We start from the raw sequence: 16523 nt of genomic DNA on the forward strand, positions 1-16523 counted from the left end.
ACTGCGGCTTCGGGCGGAGCCGGGGCAGGATCACGGACCGGGCCGCCCCGCGGCCGGGCTGCTACTCCCAGTCGTCCCAGGGCGGGTCGATGTCCTCGTCCTCCGGGCCGAAGAGCGACTCCTCCGCCCGGGGGGCTGGCGGGGACTGCGCGGGCACAGCGACGGAGGCGGCCGCCACGGCCCGGGCGGCCGGAGCTGCCGCCGCTCGGGCGGTCGGCGGGGCGGTCGCCGGGGCGACTGCGGTCGCCGCCTCCGGGTCCCCCGCGCCCGGCTCGGGCTGCGCGCCGCCCAGGGTCCGCAGGATGCCCTCGGCGTACTTGGCGAGCTTCGCCTCGCCGACACCGCTGATCGTGCCCAGTTCCGCGACCGTCCCGGGCAGCTGGGTCGCGATCTCCCGCAGCGTCGCGTCGTGGAAGACGACGTACGCCGGCACGCCCTGCTCCTTCGCGGTCTCGGCACGCCACGCACGGAGGGACTCGAACGCCGGTACGGCGGCCGCCGGCAGGTCGACCGGAACGCGGCCGCCCTTCCCGGAGCGCGATCCGCCGGACTCCCTGCGGGAGGAACCGGCCGGCGGCGCCGTCTCCTTGCGCATCGGAACGCTCCGGCGCCCGCCCAGCACCTCGCCGCTGGCCTCGGTCAGCACCAGCGTGCCGTAGTCGCCTTCGACGGCCAGCAGTCCGAGCGCCAGCAGCTGCCGCACGACCCCGCGCCATTCGGTGGTGCCCAGGTCCGCCCCGATGCCGAACACCGAGAGCCCGTCGTGGTCGAACTGGATGACCTTGGCGGTCTTCTTGCCCTGCAGGATGTCGATGATCTGGCCGGCGCCGAACTTCTGGCGCCGCTCCTTGGCCAGCCGCCACACCGTGGACAGCAGTTTCTGCGCCGGGACCGTCCCGTCCCAGGACTCGGCGGGCGTCAGGCAGGTGTCGCAGTTCCCGCAGTCCGGCGCGCCGGTCTGCCCGAAGTACGCCAGCAGCCGCACCCGCCGGCAGCCGACCGTCTCGCACAGCGCGAGCATCGCTTCCAGGTGTCCGGCCAGCGCGCGGCGGTGCGCCTCGTCGCCCTCGGAGCCCTCGATCATCTTGCGCTGCTGCACCACGTCCTGGAGCCCGTACGCCAGCCAGGCCGTGGCCGGTTCCCCGTCGCGGCCGGCACGGCCGGTCTCCTGGTAATAGCCCTCGACCGATTTGGGCAGGTCCAGGTGGGCCACGAAGCGCACGTCCGGCTTGTCGATGCCCATGCCGAACGCGATCGTGGCCACCACCACGACCCCGTCCTCGCGCAGGAACTTCGACTGGTTGGCCGCGCGCGTCCGGGAGTCCATGCCCGCGTGGTAGGGCACGGCGTCGATGCCCTGCTCGACCAGGGCGGCGGCCGTCTTCTCCACCGAGGCCCGCGAGAGGCAGTAGACGACCCCGGCGTCCCCGGGGTGCTCGGTGCGGATCAGCTCCAGCAGCTGCTTGAGCGGGTTGTTCTTCGCCACGATCCGGTACTGGATGTTCGGCCGGTCGAAGCCGGCCACGAAGTGGCGGGCCTCCTCCAGGCCGAGGCGCGCCGCGATCTCGGCGTGCGTGGCCTCGGTGGCCGTCGCGGTCAGCGCGATCCGGGGCACCTTCGGCCAGCGCTCGTGCAGCATGGACAGCGCGAGGTAGTCGGGCCGGAAGTCGTGGCCCCACTGGGCGACGCAGTGCGCTTCGTCGATGGCGAAGAGCGAGACCGTGCCCCGGTCGAGCAGCCGCTGCGTCCCTTCGGTGCGCAGCCGCTCGGGTGCCAGGTAGAGCAGGTCGAGCTCGCCGTCGAGGAAGGCCTGCTCGACCGCGCGCCGGTCGTCGGACAGCTGCGTCGAATTGAGGAACCCGGCCCGCACTCCGAGCGCGTTGAGGGCGTCCACCTGGTCCTGCATCAGGGCGATCAACGGGGAGATCACCACTCCGGTGCCCGCTCTGACCAGGGCCGGGATCTGGTAGCAGAGCGATTTGCCGCCGCCCGTGGGCATCAGCACCAGCGCGTCGCCGCCACCGGCCACGTGCTCGATGATCTGCTGCTGCTCACCGCGGAACGAGTCGTACCCGAAGACGCGGTGGAGCACCTGCTGGGCGTCGGGGATCTCGACGGCTGCCTCGGAAGTGGTCATCCCAGAAGCCTAGCGACCTCCTCGGACACATCCGCCCGGATCCGTCGGCCCTGTGGATATCCCGGGAGGACGCCGGACGCCCCGCACGCCGCGGCGCGGCGCGGCCGGGCGCCTCGGCGGCCCGACCGGTGACAGAGTGGAGGATCTCCCGTATCTCCCGGCCTCCGAGAGGAACACGCGATGTGGCAGCCCGACGGGTGGGACGTGCGCGTCCGCCTCGGCGTCCTCACCCCGCACGCCGATGTCGGCCCCGAGTCGGAGTTGCGCGCCATGGCTCCGGCCGACGTGGGCGTGCACGCCGCGCGGGTGCCGTTCCGCGCGATGGGGCGCGGCGGCACGATGGACCCCACCATTCCGCTCGCCCCCGTACGGGCCTTCGCCGAGCCCCCGCACGTGGACGATGCCGCCGAGCTGCTGGCGGCCGCCCCGGTGTCGGTGATCGCCTACGCCTTCACCAGCTCCGCCTACGTCATCGGGCCGCGCGGGGAGGGGTACATGCTGGACCGGCTGCACGAGCGCACCCACGGGCTTCCGGTGGTGGCAACCTGCGCCGCCACCGCCGAGGCGCTGCGGGCGCTGGACGCCGGCCGGATCGCCCTCGTGGACCCGCCGTGGTTCGACGAGACGCTGAGCGACCTGGGCCGGGGCTACTACGAGGACGCCGGGTTCGAGGTCCCGTACGCCGCCCCCTGCGGCCTCCCCAGCGGGCAGACCCTCATCGGGCCGCGGGCGCTGCACGACTGGGTGGCCTCGCACGTCCCCGACACCGCGGACGCGGTCGTGATCGGCGGCAACGGCTTCCGCGCGGTCGGGGCGATCGCGGCCCTGGAGGCCACCTTGGGCCGCCCGGTCCTGACCGCGAACCAGACGCTCCTCTGGGCGGCCCTGCGCGCGGCGGCCACCCCGACCACCCCCGTCACGGCCTACGGCCGGCTGTTCTCGGCGCCCTGAGGGCTCGGGACCCGCCCCTGAGGCTCAGGCCCCGCCCCGGCCGCCTGCGCGCCGAGCGCCGAGCCGAAATATGATGAGCCCGGGTCTTTCGCGCAGCGGAAGCAGAGGCACATGGACGTGGACGAAACCCGGAGCGGTCCGTGACCCCGCGCCGGCCTCCCCGGCCCGCCAGCGCGGATCTGCTGAGCATGCTGGGCCGGCTCACCGCCCAGGCGCGGGAGGGCGCCGAGCTGCAGCGGGCCCGGGTGGAGCTGGCCGAGGCCCTGCAGCGCGAGTTGCTGCCCGCCTCGCTGCCCGTGGCGCCGGGGCTGAGGACCGCGGCCCGGTACGCGCCCGCCCGGCGCGGCCTGGACATCGGCGGCGACTGGTACGACGGCTTCCGGGTGGCGGGCGGGGCCCTCGCCTTCTCCATCGGCGACGTACAGGGGCACGATGTGGCGGCCACCGCCTTCATGGGGCAGGTCAGGGTGTGTCTGCGCGCCGTGGCCTCCGTCGTCCTCGATCCCGGCGAGGTGCTGAGCCAGGCCAATGACGTGCTGCTCTCGATGGACAGCGAGCTGTTCGCGACCTGCAGTCTGCTCCGCTTCGATCCGCGGACGTGGGAGCTCCAGACGGCCCGGGCCGGCCACGTCCCCACCGTCTGGGCCACCGTCGACGGCCGGTACGGGATCGCCGAGGACTCCGGTGGTCCGCCGCTGGGCACGGTCCCCGGGGCCCGGTACCCGGTGACCCGCAGGAGGCTGACGGAGGCGGGCTCCATCGTCCTGGTCACCGACGGGGTGGTCGAAGGGCCGTCGTTCCCGATCGAGGCGGGGCTGGAGCGCGTGGCCCGGATCGTCCGGGAGGCTGCGGGGAGCGATCCCGACGAGCTGGCCGCCGAGGTGATGAAGGTGACCGATTTCACCGGCCACGCCGACGACGCCGCGGTGCTCGTCCTCAGCCACGACGCGGCCGGGCCGCGCTGACCCTCCCCGGCGACCGGCCACCCGTCCGCGCGTGTCACGCCCTGCCAAGGCGCCCGGGCCGTTGTCTGATGCAGGGGTGCGCACCGTGGAATGGCGACGTCCGGCCGGAACCCTCCTTCGGATCCTCGGGGTCGCCGTCGCCTACTACGCGACCGGCCGGCTCGGCCTGCTGCTGCACGTGAGCGTCGAGGGGGCGGTCGTGACACCCCTGTGGCTGCCCACCGGCATCGCCCTCGCAAGTCTGCTGTGGTTCGGGCCCCGGATCTGGCCGGGCCTCGCGCTCGGGACCTACCTCGCCATCGAGCGGATCAGCGAGTTCGACCTCGTCGACCTCGGAATCATCGCGGGCAACACCCTGGGTCCGCTCTGCGCCTACGCGCTGCTGCGCCGGGTGGGCTTCCGCCCCGAACTGGACCGGCTGCGGGACGGGCTGGCGCTGGTCTTCCTCGGCGGCCTGCTGCCGATGCTGATCAGCGCCACCACCGGGACCTGGACCCTGGTGTTCACCGGCGACCTGCCGATCCAGAGCTTCTGGCCGGTGTGGTCGGCCTGGTGGGCCGGCGACACGATGGGCGTCCTCCTGCTGACCCCGCTGCTGCTGGTCCTGCGCCGGGCCAGGCTGCCCCGGGACCCGTACCGGGTGGCCGAGGCGGCGGCCCTGGCGGTCACGGTCAGCGGCGTCACCCTCGCGGCCACCCGCAGCTCACTGTCCCTGCTCTTCCTCGTCTTCCCGCTGCTCATCTGGGCCGCGGTGCGCTTCCGGCTCCCCGGCGCCGCACCGTGTGCCCTGCTCGTGTCCGTCCTGGCGATCACAGCGGCGACCGACCGTGCCGGGCCCTTCGCCGGCCACACCCTCCTGGAGATCATGGTCAACCTCCAGGCGCTCAACGGGGCGGCCGCCCTGACCGCGCTGCTGCTGGCCGCCCTCGTCACCGAGCAGGACAACATCCGCCTGAAGATCGAGGAGGTCTGCGAGGACCTGGCCGAGGTGGTGGCCCGCCTGGCCCCGCCGAAGGAATGACAGAAGGCGGAACAAACCCTTGACTAAGGCGAAATAGGGAGGAAACTCATCAATACACCGGAATACCGGATAGAGCCGCACCTCCTTCTGGAGACGTCCAGAAGCACGCGTGACCCTTTTCCAGGCTCTGGCCAGGCCCCCGGCAGCAGATGTCGACCATGGGAGCCATCGGCGACGGCGGATGGCTCGTGGAATCGACGAACTGCCGGGGACTGTCTTGTCCGCCTTGTCCGCGGACCCTAGGCCGGCAGGATCACCCGCGGCGCGTCGGCCGTGTCGAGCACCGCAGCGATCCCCTGCGCGAGGCGGGGAATGCGGTTCGCCGGGATTCCCGCGATGTTGATCCGCCCCGAGGTGGTGCCGTAGACGGCGTACTGCCGGCGAAGCCGGAGCATCTGCTGCGGCGTGAGCGGCAGCATGGAGAACATCCCCTTCTGCCGCGCCAGCGACCGCGCCTGTTCCGTACGGCCCAGCGCACTCAAGTGGGCGACCAGATCGGCCCGGTTGGCCATGATCCGGCCCCGCATGACGTCGAGTTCCGCCCGCCAGGCGGCCCGTAGCCCCTCGTCCTCCAGGATCGTGGTCACGACGGCCGCGCCGTGCTCGGGCGGCATCGAGTAGAGGGTCCGGGCCGCGTTCTGCAGGGCCGTCTCGGCGTGCCGCACGGACCGGGCCGAGGCACCGAGAACGATGGCGCAGCCGACGCGGTCGCTGTAGAGGCCGAAGTTCTTGGAGCAGCTGACCGCGATCAGCATTTCCGGCACGCGCTCCGCCAGCATCCGGGTGGCCAGCAGGTCGGCGTCCAGGCCGTCGCCGAGCCCGTGATAGGCGAGGTCGACGAAGGGCACCCAGCCGCCGCGGACGGCCGACTCGGCCAGCGCTTCCCAGTCGTCGAGGAGGGGGTCCACGCCCGTGGGGTTGTGGCAGCACCCCTGGAGCAGGACGACGTCGTCCCGGCGGGCCTCGCGCAGTTCCCGCAGCACGCCTGCCGTGTCGAAGCCGCCCTCGGCGTCGCGCCAGCCGTACGGACGGACCTTCAGCCCGGCGGCCTCCAGGATGGGCCGGTGGTTGACGTACGCCGGATCGCTGACCCACACCGTGGTGCCCGGGCGGGTGCGCCAGATCAGATCGGCCAGCAGCCGCAGTGCGCCGGAGCCCGCGACGGTCTGGACGGCCGCGGCCCGGTCGGCCGGTCCGCCCGGACCGGGGCCCAGGACCAGGTCCAGAAGGGAGCGGTTGAAGGCGGCGTTGCCGGAGAGCCCGCGGTACTCCTTGGACTCCGAGCGCTCCGCCAGGCGTATCTCGGCCTCGCGCACGGCGGCCATGACGGGCGTGGTTCCCGTCTGGTCCCGGTAGACCCCGAGGACGAGGTTCAGGCGTTCGGGCCGGTCGTCGGTGCCGAACTCGTAGGTCAGGTCCCACAGCGGGTCGGTGGGCGGCGGCGGGAGGAGCTCAAGCATCTGCGGGCACCTTGGGTCGTGGGCGGCGGTTGGCGAGGACTACGCCGGCGGTGATGAGGGGGACGCCGATGAGCACGGCGGCGGTCGGCGACTCGCCGAGCAGCGGGACGGCGAGCAGGACGACGGCGACGGGGCTGAGGCTGCCGACGACGGAGCTGCGCTCGGCGCCCAGCCTGCGGATGGCGAAGGCGTACAGCAGGCCCGCGCACAGCCCGACTCCGAGCCCTTGCACCACCAGGAACAGCGCGATGTCGCTGCCCGCGGCGTGCGCGATGCCCGTCGGGAGCACCCCGGTCAGGACCAGGACTCCGATCACCGCGAAGGAGGGCAGGCACAGCAGCCCGATCGATCCGACGGGGTCGAGGTCCACCTCGCGCAGGCCCACCGTGTACAGGGCCCACAGCCCGCTGGCGACCAGGAGGATGCCGGAGCCGGCGAGCACGTCGGTGTCCACCGGTACGACGTAGCGCCAGACCAGGGCGACCACACCGGCCGCGATCAGCGCGAGTCCGACGGACTGCGTCCCTCGGGGCATTCCGTGGCCGCGGCGGACCATGATCGCGGAGACGAACAGCGGGACCATCCCGGGGACGATCGAGCCGACGAAGGCGGCGGACGTCAGCGCGCCGCCGTGCATCGCCGCCAGGAAGAAGGGCACCCCCGCACCACAAATGATCTTGAGCGCTACGCCCGGCCGCACCGCGGCGATGCGGTGGCGGCGCCGCCACAAGGCCGGGAGCAGGACGAGGAGGGGGACGCCGAACCGCAGCAGGGCCGCGTCGGCCGGCAGGAGGGAGGAGGCGCTCAGGGCGCGGGCGCTCAGGGCGAAGGCCGCCCAGATCGCCACGGTCAGCAGGAGGGCCAGCATGCCCTGGGCCTGCGGGGAGAGCCCGAACCGGCCGGGGTGTCCGGCCTTCGGGCCCGCCGCGTCGGGAGGCGCGGTCGCCGGGGTGGTGTTCGTCGCGACCAAGGAAATTGCTCCAGCCTCTGAGAGCGGACCGGTCCGGCCCGTTCCAGGGCAACGCTAGGGCTTTGCGCGGGGCAGTCGATTGCCAGTTCTGCCCCTCAGGCATACGTTTGGGGCAGGATCTGCCAAGGATCCGCCGAGGAGGGGCCGTGGACGCAGTCGATCTGCAGATCATCAGGGAATTGCAGGCCGACGGGCGCCTGTCCAACCAGGATCTGGCGGACCGCGTCCGGCTCTCCCCGTCGCCCTGTCTGCGCCGGGTTCGGCGCCTGGAGGAAGCGGGCCTCATCCGCGGCTACACCGCCATGGTCGACCAGGTCGCCTTCGGGCTCCCGGTCACCGTGTTCGTCCGGATCCGCCTCGAACGCCACACGGCGGAAGCGGTGAGGCTGTTCGAAGAGCACGTCGCGGTCATCGAGCACATCCAGGACTGCTACCTGATGGCGGGGAGCAGCGACTACCTGCTCCGGGTCGTCATCGAGGACCTCGAAGCCTACGAAGCCCTGGTCCGCCACCGGATCCACGCCATCCCCGGCATCGCCTCGATCGAGTCGAGCTTCGCGTACGGCAGCGTCAAACAGTCCAGGACGTACCCGCGGCCCCATCCGGGGGCATCGAGGCGGCCACCGTCCTCCTGAGCCGATCGCGGCGGCCGGCTCCCGGCCGCCGGCTCCAGCCTCCCTGCCGCCGACGGCGCCCGGCCCGTCATCCGCCGATCGGAGCGGAGGCGGCCGCGAGGTGGCGGGCGACCTGCGCGGGATGGGTGAGCTGGGGATAGTGCCCGGCCCCCTCGATCTCCACCACCGGGTGGCCGACGGCCTCGACCAGCGGATCGGCCGATCCCACGACGATCCGGACCGGGACGGTCACCCGGTCCAGCAGCGCCCGCGACCGCCGACGTCCGGCGAGGTCGGTACGCAGGGCCGCGACCACGCGGCGCGCCACGCCGCGGCGGCGCAGGTCCGCCGCGGCACTCTCCACCTCCGCCCCCTCGGGGACACCGAGCGTCCGGGCCAGCCGCGCGGCGGAGATGCGGCGCATCATCGGCGCGGCCAGGCCCGAACGGGCGAGCCGGGAGGCGGGTGCCTGCAGGAACGCCGGGGAAACGAGGACGAGGCCGCTGATGCGGTCCGGGTGGTCGACGGCGAATTGCAGCGCGGGTCCGCAGGCCAGGGAGTGCGCGACCAGCGTGGGGCGGCTCCGCACCGGGCCCAGCAGATCGGCCAGCCATACGTCCACCGGCCGGTCCGTGGCGGCCGAGCGGCCCAGGCCCGGCAGGTCGGGGGCCAGGACCGGGCCGGGGAGGAAGGCGGCGAGGGGCGCCCAGAGGTCCGCGTTCATCGGCAGTCCGTGCAGCAGGACGTGGTCGGGGCGGTGCCGCTCTCCGCTCACCCAGGTACGGCCGCCCGCCACCTCGGAGAAGCCGTACGGCTTCAGCCAGGGCGATGCGGCGCCGAACCGGGCGGCCACCAGCTCGTCGGCCCACCCGCGCAGGGCCTCGGCGGCCGGGGGCATCTCCAGGCCGGCGCCCGCCGCGAAGGCGCGGGCCGAGGCCGTCGGGTACCGGTCGGCGGACAGGAACGCCAGCGTCTCGGGATCGGCGCCGGTCAGCTTGCGCGGCAGGCGCCGCAGCAGACCGGCGGGAACGGTCCGCCGAGGTGCCCGTACGCCGGTGTGGTCGGCGATCGTGCCGATCAGCTCGGGCAGGAGCGGGGTGCTGTCGTCGAGCACCCAGTAGTGCTCGCCCGCGGGCGCCGCGGGGACCTCCGCGAGGAACCGTACGAAGTAGTCGATCGTGGCGATCGGCAGGAAGGTGTCCGGGCCGCCGGGCAGGGCGGGAAGCCGGCCGTTCCACAGGTCCTCGACGAGGGCGGCCAGGCCGATGTACTGGCCCGGCCCGATCACGGTGCTGGGGTTCGCGATGGTCAGCGGGACCCCCAGGGCGCGGGCCCGGGCGCGCACGGCGAGATCGCCTTCGAACTTCGACGCCTCGTACGCGCCCAGCCCGGCGTAGTCGGGGCGGCCCTCGGACGCGCTCACCCGGTACCCGCTGATGTGCACCAGCCGCCGCAGTCCGGGCAGTTCGGCGGCCCATTCGAGCACGTTGAGCGCCCCGGTGACGTTGGTCGCCCGCGCCTCCCGCACGCCGAGGCCGAAGGCGAAGCGGCCGGCGGCGTTGTAGACGTCGCGCACCTCGGGCAGCCCCGAGAGCGGTCGCGTGATGTCGGCGACGACGACGTCCAGCCCGCCGGTGTCGACGCCCTGGGAGGTCAGCCAGGGGGTGAGGGTGTCGTTGCGCACGGCTGCCGCCACCCGCTGCCCCCGGGTGAGCAGTTCGGCGACGAGCGAGCGGCCGATGAATCCGGTCGCGCCGAAGACGATCGCGTCCATGAGAACCCCTTGAATAGATCGGTCTACATATTTTGAGGCCAAAAAGAAGCCCGCCGGTCGCGGCGGGCCCTGTCGTGCCGGGCGGGCCGTGTCAGGTCAGCAGGGCGCCGATCCGACGCGAAACGCTGTCCAGCGGCCCCCTGCTGCGGTGCGCCCGGGCCAGCAGGAGCGCCCCCTCCACGAGGGCCAGGATCGTGACGGCGAGGTCGTCCGCGTCCGGACGGCCCGCCAGCCGTGCGCGCAGGGCCTCCTGCCACGAGGCATAGACCTCCGAGCACGCCTCGTGCAGCGGGTCGCTGGTGGCGGCCATCTCCAGCGCCACCGTGGCCACCGGACATCCCTTGCGCCAACCCGACTCCTCCAGCCGGTCGCCCAGGTGTCGCAGCACCCCGTCGACGAACTCCGCCACGGACGGACTGGAGCCGGCCAGTCCCCCCAGGGCGTCACCGATCATCCCGCCGGCCCGCCGGACGGACTCGCCGACGAGCTGGTCCTTGCCGCCGGGAAAGTGGAAGTAGAGCGAGCCGCGGGGCGCACCGCTGGCCGCGATCACTTGATTGAGCCCGGCGCCGAAGTATCCCCCGGCCTCGATCAGCTCCTGTGTCGCGTCCAGCAGCCGGTCGCGCGTCTCGGCACCCTTCTGTCCCATGACCGCAGACTAGACCGATCTACATATTCTTTCAATCGCTCTCGCGGTCCGGCCGAGCCGATCAGGCATCCACCGCCGCCGCGAAGGCCGCGTAGGCACGCTCGTCGAACAGCACGAACCGCACTTCCTCCACCTCGGTCCGCACGGACCGTACGGTCTCCACCGCGATCCGCGCCCCGTCGTCCATCGGCCATCCGTAGATGCCGGTGGAGATCGCCGGGAAGGCGACGCTACGGGCTCCCAGCTCGTCGGCGATCCGCAGCGACTCCCGATAGCAGGAGGCCAGCAGCTCGGAGCGGTCCTCGTCGCGCGACCAGACCGGGCCGACCGTGTGGATCACGTGCTCCGCCGGGAGCCGGCCGGCCGTGGTGGCGACGGCCCGGCCCGTCGCGAGGCCCTTGCCGTAGTGGGAGCGGCGCAGGTCCTCGCAGGCGGCCAGGATCTCCGGGCCGCCGCGCCGGTGGATGGCTCCGTCGACCCCGCCGCCGCCGAGGAGCGAGGAGTTCGCGGCGTTGACCACCGCGTCGGCCTCCTCGGCCGTGATGTCACCCAGAACGAGCGTGATGCGGGGCATCGGATTCCCTTCCTTCGCAGGTGGTGCAGGGTATCGGCATCTCGACGGCCGCTTCGAGGGGAATTGCGTCCGCCGTGGGATCAGCGCGATGCCGTTTCGGTGGCGTCGGCCTTCCGCGCGGGGACGGTGCGCGGCTCCGGTGGGGTCGAGGTGCCGGCGGAAGCGGCCCCTGCCGTCGGGGCGGGAAGGATGCGGCTCAGCAGCGGACCGGTGAGCGCGGTGGTCGTCACCGCCATCACCACCATCAACGAGTACAGCTTCGCGTCCAGGAGGCCGAGCTCCAGACCCACGCCGAGAACGACCAGTTCGGTGAGTCCGCGCGTGTTCAGCAGGGCGCCGAGCGCGGCCGCGTGGCGGCCGTCCAGCCCTCCGATGCGTGCGCCGACGTACGCGCCGACGAACTTCCCGGTCACGGCCACGACCAGGATGGCGGCCAGCTGGCCGAGGTCCGATGCGTTGAGGCGGGAGAGGTCGACCTTCAGGCCGGACAGGACGAAGTACACGGGCAGCAGGAGCAGACCGCACAGCGGTTCGACCCGCTGCAGCACTCCGTCCCGGAGCGTGCCGTCCGTTCCCCGTGGCAGTACGGCACCGAAGAGGAACGCGCCGAAGATGTAGTGCAGCCCCAGCCATTCGGTGAAGGCGGCCGAAACCAGGAGCCCACCGAGTACGAGGGCGAGGAAGTTCCTGTTTCCCGCCCGGCCGCCCTGCTCGTCCTCCGAGACCGTGCGGGCCGCCCGGCGGAGCAGCGGGCGGACGACCGTGACCATCAGCGCCACGTACGGCACCAGCAGCGTCAGCCACCAGTCGAAGCGCTCGCCCGTGGCGATGGCCACCACCACGGCGAGCAGCGTCCAGGCGAGCAGGTCGGTGATGGCGGCGCAGGCCAAGGCGGTCGCGCCGATCCGGGTGTTGGCCAGTTTGCGGTCGGCGATGATCCGCGCCAGTACGGGAAACGCCGTCACGGACATCGCCACCGAGAAGAACAGCACGAAGCCGACGGACGAGCCCTCGTGGTGCGAGGACACCAGGGTCAACGCCAGTGCGGCGCCGAGCACCAGCGGCAGCAGGGTCGACAAGAGGGAAGTCCACAGGGTGGCCCGACCCCCGCCGCGCAGGATGCCGAGGTCGAGTTCACTGCCGACGACAAACATGAAGAGCGCGACGCCCACGCCGGCGAGCGCGTTGAGCAGGGGCCGCACCTCGGCGGGGAAGACGGCGCCCGAGAGCTGGCTGCCGAACAGGGTGGGGCCCAGCAGCACACCGGTGAGGATCTCGCCGATCACCGCGGGCTGACCGAATCTGCGCGCCAGTGCCCCCATGGCCCGCGCCAGACCCAGGATCACGGCCAGACCCAGGAAGAGGTGGACGGCCTGGGACTCGGTCACCGCCGGCCTCCGGGCGCGTTCGGCTCGTCACGCCTCGCCATGGCGGAGGCGGAGGCAGAGCAACTCGTCATGAAAGAAGACTCCTCGAAACTCGACATGGGTACGACACGCCGAAGCTCCGGTGGTTCGGGGTGACTGGGAAAGCCCACCCCGTTCGACCGGAGCTTCGGCGGAGTCCGGGGTCATCGCCCGGCCGGTTCGGCCTCAGCCGGTCGCGACGCCCGGCTCCGAAGCCCGGATGGTTCCCAGGAAGGGGTGCCAGACGTGCTTCGGGTCGCTCTCCACCTCATTGATGACCGCACGCATGGCGGTCAGGGCCCTGGGGTGCTCCTCGTACATGTCTCCCTGGAGGAGCTGCAGTACGTCCAAGCGGAACTTCGGGTGCTGCACGAAGACGCCGAAGAGGAGGTTCAGCCGGTAGTAGATCGAGATGAACTCGTACCAGTTCCGCGTTCCGATCTTCTGGAGGCGCGCGTACTCGGCGAACTGGGCGGCGTCGTAGCGGTCGGCCTTGAAGGCCGCAACGATGTCCTCGCACGCCAGCCGGGCCGTGTTCATGGCGATGCCGACGCCGCTGGAGAAGATGGGATCGACGAACCGGGCGGCGTCTCCGACCATGACGAACCGGTCTCCGCTGACCTGGTTCATCGAATAGCTGTAGTCGCCCTCCGCCTTGAAGGGCCGCACCCGCCCACACTTCTTCAGCTCGTCCGCGAGGTCCGGCCGCGAGCCGACGAACTCCCAGAAGAACTCCTCGCGATCCGCGTTGAGCTTCCCGAAGTTCTTCTTCTGCGTCACCACCCCGATGCTCGTGATGGTGTCCGTGATCGGAATCTGCCAGACCCAGGTGTCGCTGATCGGAAGGAAATGGACGTGGATGTTGTCGATTTCCTTGGGCGATTTGGCGAGCGCCTTCCGGTCGAGGCCCTCGAACCAGGTGTGGATGGCGTACTGGTTGAAGTGCGGGTCCGCCACCTTGAGCTTCTGCTGCCGGCCGAGGAACGTGCTGCGACCCGATGCGTCGACCACGACGCGCGAAGTGAAGTCCAGCGTGCGAGGGCCCATGCCGACGGTCACGGTCACCTTGTCCGGGTCGTCGAAATCGACCTTCTGCACGCGGACGTTCTGGAACACCTGCGCGCCCAGGGACTCGGCGTTCTTGAGCAGGATCAGGTCGAACTTCCCGCGGTCGACGTGGTAGGTGAAGATCCGGTCGACCCCCTCCTGCGCACGTTCGCCGAAGGCGACCTCGGCATGGCCGTCGAAATCCAGCGCCAGGGGGGCCGCATGGACCTTCCGGTACGTGTCCGGAGTCGTCCACGAGGCGCCGTACTTCTTGGGGAATCCGGCCGCCTCGATCTCCGCCATCGCGCCGGTCTCCAGCAGAACGCGCGTGGTGGCCGGGACCAGCGACTCACCGACGTGCGGCCGGGGGAAGATCTCGCTCTCGAACACCGCGACCGAAAGACCCGCCTTGGCGAGGTACGAAGCGGTGGTGGAGCCGCCCGGGCCGCCCCCCACGATGATCACATCAAAGTCTACGGTCATTCCCAACCCCTCTTCGAACGGTGTGACGGAACGAGGCCGAGCGAGCCGAGCGAACAGGAAGAGGAAATCCGCCTCATATTCCTCCTCGATTTGGCTCGAAACGCGGCGTCGCTCGACAGTCAATCCATGGAGCAGTCGACAGCGCAAGCTTCTTCATCGAAGGTGGTAGTGACGCCTCCCCGAAGTACCCGTCCACATTCCATCAGGCGGAACTTCCATCGGGAATTGATGGCGCTTTGATTCCCTGCACGCTGCGCACAAAGAGAGGGACCGACTCGAGGGATTCATCCGGCGGGGAGGAATCCGGGGCTCACGCCGCCGTTATCGAGCCGTACCGCTCTCCACGGCTTCGGTGCGCTCGCCGTCCCGGCCCCGCCCGATCGTCCCGGCGATGGGCCGGCAGGGGGAACCCGGACCGTGTCGGACGGCGGGGAGGGGGCTGTGATCACAGCCGTCCCTAGGTTGGCAGCGCGGCCTGGGCATCCGGCCGACGGGTCCCGGGGACCCCCCGGATCCACGGTGCGCACACCCCCGCGGGAGCGAAACCCCATGGCAATCCCCTTGATCAGGACGGCCGCGCGGCTAGGGCTCTGCGTCGTCACGGCCATCGCCGTCTGTCCACTGGTACCTGCGTCGGCGGCGGCCGGCGGGTCGGCGGACCTCGTGGTCCCCCGGGACCATCCGACGATCCAGGCAGCGGTCGACGCCGCCGCCCCCGGTGACCGGATCTCCGTCCGGCCGGGTGTCTACCGCGAGCAGGTGGTGATCGGCAAGAGCCTGTCGATCACCGGGTCGGGCGACGGGAAGACGACGATCCAGGCTCCGCAGACGCTGACCCCCGGCGAAGACGGCGCCAACTCGATCGTCGAGATCCACAACGGCGCGAAGGTCTCGCTGTCCAAGCTCGCCGTCAGCGGACCGGGCTCCGGCACGTGCGACAGCGGCGCGCTCGGCACCGGCATCCGCGTGCTCGGGGGCGCGAGTCTCGACCTCGGCCACGCCGCCGTCACCCACATCACCGACACCCCGGCCGCGCCCTGCTTCCGCAGCGCGCACGGCCTCCTCATCGGCGACCTGCCGACCGGTACCGGGTCGGCGACCATTCACGACACCAAGATCACGGGCTACCAGGGCGCGGGGGTGGTCGTCCTCAACGAGGGGTCCACCGCCACCATCGAGCGCAGCACCGTCACCGGGCACCCGACCCTGTCGACCGACGGCATCGAGTTCGTGGCGGGCGCGGTCGGCCGCGTCGTCAAGAGCACCATCAGCGGCAACGAGTGCCGGGAACCCGACCCGGGCTGCGGCACCGACTTCTTCAACGAGTTCCAGCACGCGGGGATCGTCGGCGACGCGCCGGGCACCGTCGTGGAACACAACCGGATCGTCGGCAACCAGGTGGGCATCTACGTCGCCGGTACGGGCCTCACCATCGGCGGCAACGACCTCCGGAAGAACTCGTACGTCGGAATGGCCCTCCAGGACGGTTCGTTCACGCTCCGGAAGGACCGGATCTCGGGCGGGGTGCACGGTGTCGCGGTCATCGCGTCGGCGGTCGACACGGACGCGGTGCTCGACGGCGTGAAGATCACGCAGACCTCGGGCGCGCCGGTACAGACCTTCGAGTGCTGCGGCTTCACCGCCACGGCGACCGTGAAGCCGTAGCGGCTTCCTGCCCGACCCTCTTCGCCTCCGCCCCTACCTGCCCTCGCCGTCCGCGTCCTCCAGGCGGGCGGCGAGCCGGGCGAGGGCCGGCAGGGCCGTGCGGAGCGCCGCGCGGTCGGCGTCGGGCAGGGCCGTCAGTGCGTGCTCCAGGCGGCGTTCGTGGGCGCGGGTCCAGGCGGCCAGCCGCAGCCGGCCGGCATCGGTGGCGCTGACGGCGGCGGCGCGCCGGTCCTCGCTGTCCACCTCGCGGGTCACCAGCCCGTTCAGCACCATCGTGGCGACGAGTCCGCTCACCGTGGACTGTGCGAGGCGCTGGCGGGCGGCGAGTTCGCTGACGCGGACCGGGGAGTGTTCGACGCAGACCTGGAGGAGTTCCACCTGGGCCATGGGGAGCTGCTCCCACGGGTACTCCGTACGGATCGAGGCGCGCAGGGCGCGGCGCAGGCGGGTGACGGCTGCGGTCAGCTCCCGGGCTTCGGGCGAGCCCGCGCCGGGCTGGGCGTCCGGTGCGCCGGGCGGGCCAGGCATGCGTGGCATACCGACCACGTTACGCGCGCTCCGCCGCGGAGGGGGCGCGGCCGCCGGTGCCCGGAGGGTCCTTCGGCACCGCCCGCATCAGGAGGGCGTTGTTGGCGGGGGCGAACAGCCCCAGGCCGAGGCCGAGTACGCCGAGCGCGCAGACGAGCGGTACGGGTGCGGGCGGCAGGAAGAGTTTCCGTGCCCGGCCCCCGTGTTCCGAGATTACATCGGACACCGCTCCATTCCCCTTCTTCTCCCCCGGAAGAAAAGGCGCAAAGACCCGGTCCG

15 protein-coding genes are annotated in these 16523 nt (G+C 71.9%); 5 read left to right on the plus strand and 10 right to left on the minus strand.

Annotated features, from left to right (window positions below; all coding sequences use genetic code 11):
* Positions 1-61: 61 nt before the first annotated feature.
* Entirely contained in the window at positions 62-2137 is a 2076-nt protein-coding gene (gene recQ / locus ACE1OC_RS08485; protein WP_407836483.1) for a DNA helicase RecQ, read from the minus strand.
* Between the two features lie 180 nt (positions 2138-2317).
* Between recQ and ACE1OC_RS08490 the strand changes: the two genes are divergently transcribed.
* The 3 genes from ACE1OC_RS08490 (at position 2318) to ACE1OC_RS08500 (ending at position 5074) form a co-directional block, all read left to right on the plus strand.
* The gene (locus ACE1OC_RS08490; RefSeq protein WP_407836484.1) at positions 2318-3088 is read left to right on the plus strand and encodes a maleate cis-trans isomerase; all 771 of its coding nucleotides are present in this window, start codon (positions 2318-2320) and stop codon (positions 3086-3088) included.
* A gap of 140 nt (positions 3089-3228) precedes the next feature.
* The gene (locus ACE1OC_RS08495; RefSeq protein ID WP_407836485.1) at positions 3229-4053 is read left to right on the plus strand and encodes a PP2C family protein-serine/threonine phosphatase; all 825 of its coding nucleotides are present in this window, start codon (positions 3229-3231) and stop codon (positions 4051-4053) included.
* A 76-nt stretch (positions 4054-4129) separates the two neighbouring features.
* Complete coding sequence (locus tag ACE1OC_RS08500) at positions 4130-5074, plus strand: MASE1 domain-containing protein (protein WP_407836486.1); 945 nt, start codon at positions 4130-4132, stop codon at positions 5072-5074.
* A gap of 239 nt (positions 5075-5313) precedes the next feature.
* On the opposite strand, the gene ACE1OC_RS08505 is transcribed toward ACE1OC_RS08500, so the two are convergent.
* Together ACE1OC_RS08505 and ACE1OC_RS08510 are read right to left on the minus strand one after the other, a co-directional pair.
* Positions 5314-6534, minus strand: coding sequence for an aromatic amino acid transaminase (locus tag ACE1OC_RS08505; RefSeq protein WP_407836487.1), 1221 nt, complete (start codon positions 6532-6534; stop codon positions 5314-5316).
* Positions 6527-7504: a DMT family transporter gene (locus ACE1OC_RS08510; RefSeq protein WP_407836488.1), complete on the minus strand. Its 978-nt coding sequence runs from the start codon at positions 7502-7504 to the stop codon at positions 6527-6529. Before ACE1OC_RS08510 ends, ACE1OC_RS08505 begins: the two co-directional genes overlap by 8 nt.
* 146 nt (positions 7505-7650) lie before the next feature.
* Between ACE1OC_RS08510 and ACE1OC_RS08515 the strand changes: the two genes are divergently transcribed.
* A complete protein-coding gene (locus tag ACE1OC_RS08515; RefSeq protein ID WP_407836489.1) occupies positions 7651-8139 on the plus strand; it encodes an Lrp/AsnC family transcriptional regulator in 489 nt (162 codons plus the stop codon).
* Positions 8140-8206: 67 nt separating this feature from the next.
* Here ACE1OC_RS08515 and ACE1OC_RS08520 read toward each other — a convergent pair whose 3' ends face one another.
* The 5 genes from ACE1OC_RS08520 to ACE1OC_RS08540 form a co-directional block, all read right to left on the minus strand.
* Complete coding sequence (locus ACE1OC_RS08520; protein ID WP_407836490.1) at positions 8207-9892, minus strand: alpha/beta fold hydrolase; 1686 nt, start codon at positions 9890-9892, stop codon at positions 8207-8209.
* A 91-nt stretch (positions 9893-9983) separates the two neighbouring features.
* Positions 9984-10541: a TetR/AcrR family transcriptional regulator gene (locus ACE1OC_RS08525; RefSeq protein WP_407836491.1), complete on the minus strand. Its 558-nt coding sequence runs from the start codon at positions 10539-10541 to the stop codon at positions 9984-9986.
* A gap of 61 nt (positions 10542-10602) precedes the next feature.
* Positions 10603-11115 (minus strand): O-acetyl-ADP-ribose deacetylase, encoded by a 513-nt coding sequence (locus tag ACE1OC_RS08530; RefSeq protein ID WP_407836492.1) that lies wholly within the window; start codon positions 11113-11115, stop codon positions 10603-10605.
* An 80-nt stretch (positions 11116-11195) separates the two neighbouring features.
* Positions 11196-12503 carry a cation:proton antiporter gene (locus tag ACE1OC_RS08535; protein WP_407836493.1) on the minus strand — a complete coding sequence of 436 codons (1308 nt, stop codon included), beginning with the start codon at positions 12501-12503 and terminating at the stop codon, positions 11196-11198.
* 204 nt (positions 12504-12707) lie between these two features.
* A complete protein-coding gene (locus ACE1OC_RS08540) occupies positions 12708-14051 on the minus strand; it encodes an NAD(P)/FAD-dependent oxidoreductase (protein ID WP_407836494.1) in 1344 nt (447 codons plus the stop codon).
* A 549-nt stretch (positions 14052-14600) separates the two neighbouring features.
* Here ACE1OC_RS08540 and ACE1OC_RS08545 point away from each other — a divergent pair.
* Positions 14601-15716, plus strand: a complete 1116-nt coding sequence (locus tag ACE1OC_RS08545; RefSeq protein WP_407836495.1) for a right-handed parallel beta-helix repeat-containing protein — start codon at positions 14601-14603, stop codon at positions 15714-15716.
* A 33-nt stretch (positions 15717-15749) separates the two neighbouring features.
* Here the strand turns inward: ACE1OC_RS08545 and ACE1OC_RS08550 are convergent, their stop codons facing one another.
* Together ACE1OC_RS08550 and ACE1OC_RS08555 are read right to left on the minus strand one after the other, a co-directional pair.
* The gene (locus tag ACE1OC_RS08550; protein WP_407836496.1) at positions 15750-16253 is read right to left on the minus strand and encodes a MarR family winged helix-turn-helix transcriptional regulator; all 504 of its coding nucleotides are present in this window, start codon (positions 16251-16253) and stop codon (positions 15750-15752) included.
* Positions 16254-16263: 10 nt separating this feature from the next.
* Positions 16264-16470: a hypothetical protein gene (locus ACE1OC_RS08555; protein ID WP_407836497.1), complete on the minus strand. Its 207-nt coding sequence runs from the start codon at positions 16468-16470 to the stop codon at positions 16264-16266.
* Positions 16471-16523: the final 53 nt, after the last annotated feature.

Origin of the sequence: Streptomyces stoeckheimensis (assembly GCF_045822005.1) — a bacterium.
Classification (GTDB): Bacteria; Actinomycetota; Actinomycetes; order Streptomycetales; family Streptomycetaceae; genus Streptomyces; species Streptomyces stoeckheimensis.

Excerpts from the sequence above, each read along its gene's own strand:
- recQ (WP_407836483.1), bottom strand. The coding sequence starts at position 2,137 with ATGACCACTTCCGAGGCAGCCGTCGAGATCCCCGACGCCCAGCAGGTG.
- ACE1OC_RS08490 (WP_407836484.1), top strand. The coding sequence starts at position 2,318 with ATGTGGCAGCCCGACGGGTGGGACGTGCGCGTCCGCCTCGGCGTCCTC.
- ACE1OC_RS08505 (WP_407836487.1), bottom strand. The coding sequence starts at position 6,534 with ATGCTTGAGCTCCTCCCGCCGCCGCCCACCGACCCGCTGTGGGACCTG.
- ACE1OC_RS08520 (WP_407836490.1), bottom strand. The coding sequence starts at position 9,892 with ATGGACGCGATCGTCTTCGGCGCGACCGGATTCATCGGCCGCTCGCTC.
- ACE1OC_RS08525 (WP_407836491.1), bottom strand. The coding sequence starts at position 10,541 with ATGGGACAGAAGGGTGCCGAGACGCGCGACCGGCTGCTGGACGCGACA.
- ACE1OC_RS08530 (WP_407836492.1), bottom strand. The coding sequence starts at position 11,115 with ATGCCCCGCATCACGCTCGTTCTGGGTGACATCACGGCCGAGGAGGCC.
- ACE1OC_RS08540 (WP_407836494.1), bottom strand. The coding sequence starts at position 14,051 with ATGACCGTAGACTTTGATGTGATCATCGTGGGGGGCGGCCCGGGCGGC.
- ACE1OC_RS08545 (WP_407836495.1), top strand. The coding sequence starts at position 14,601 with ATGGCAATCCCCTTGATCAGGACGGCCGCGCGGCTAGGGCTCTGCGTC.
- ACE1OC_RS08550 (WP_407836496.1), bottom strand. The coding sequence starts at position 16,253 with ATGCCACGCATGCCTGGCCCGCCCGGCGCACCGGACGCCCAGCCCGGC.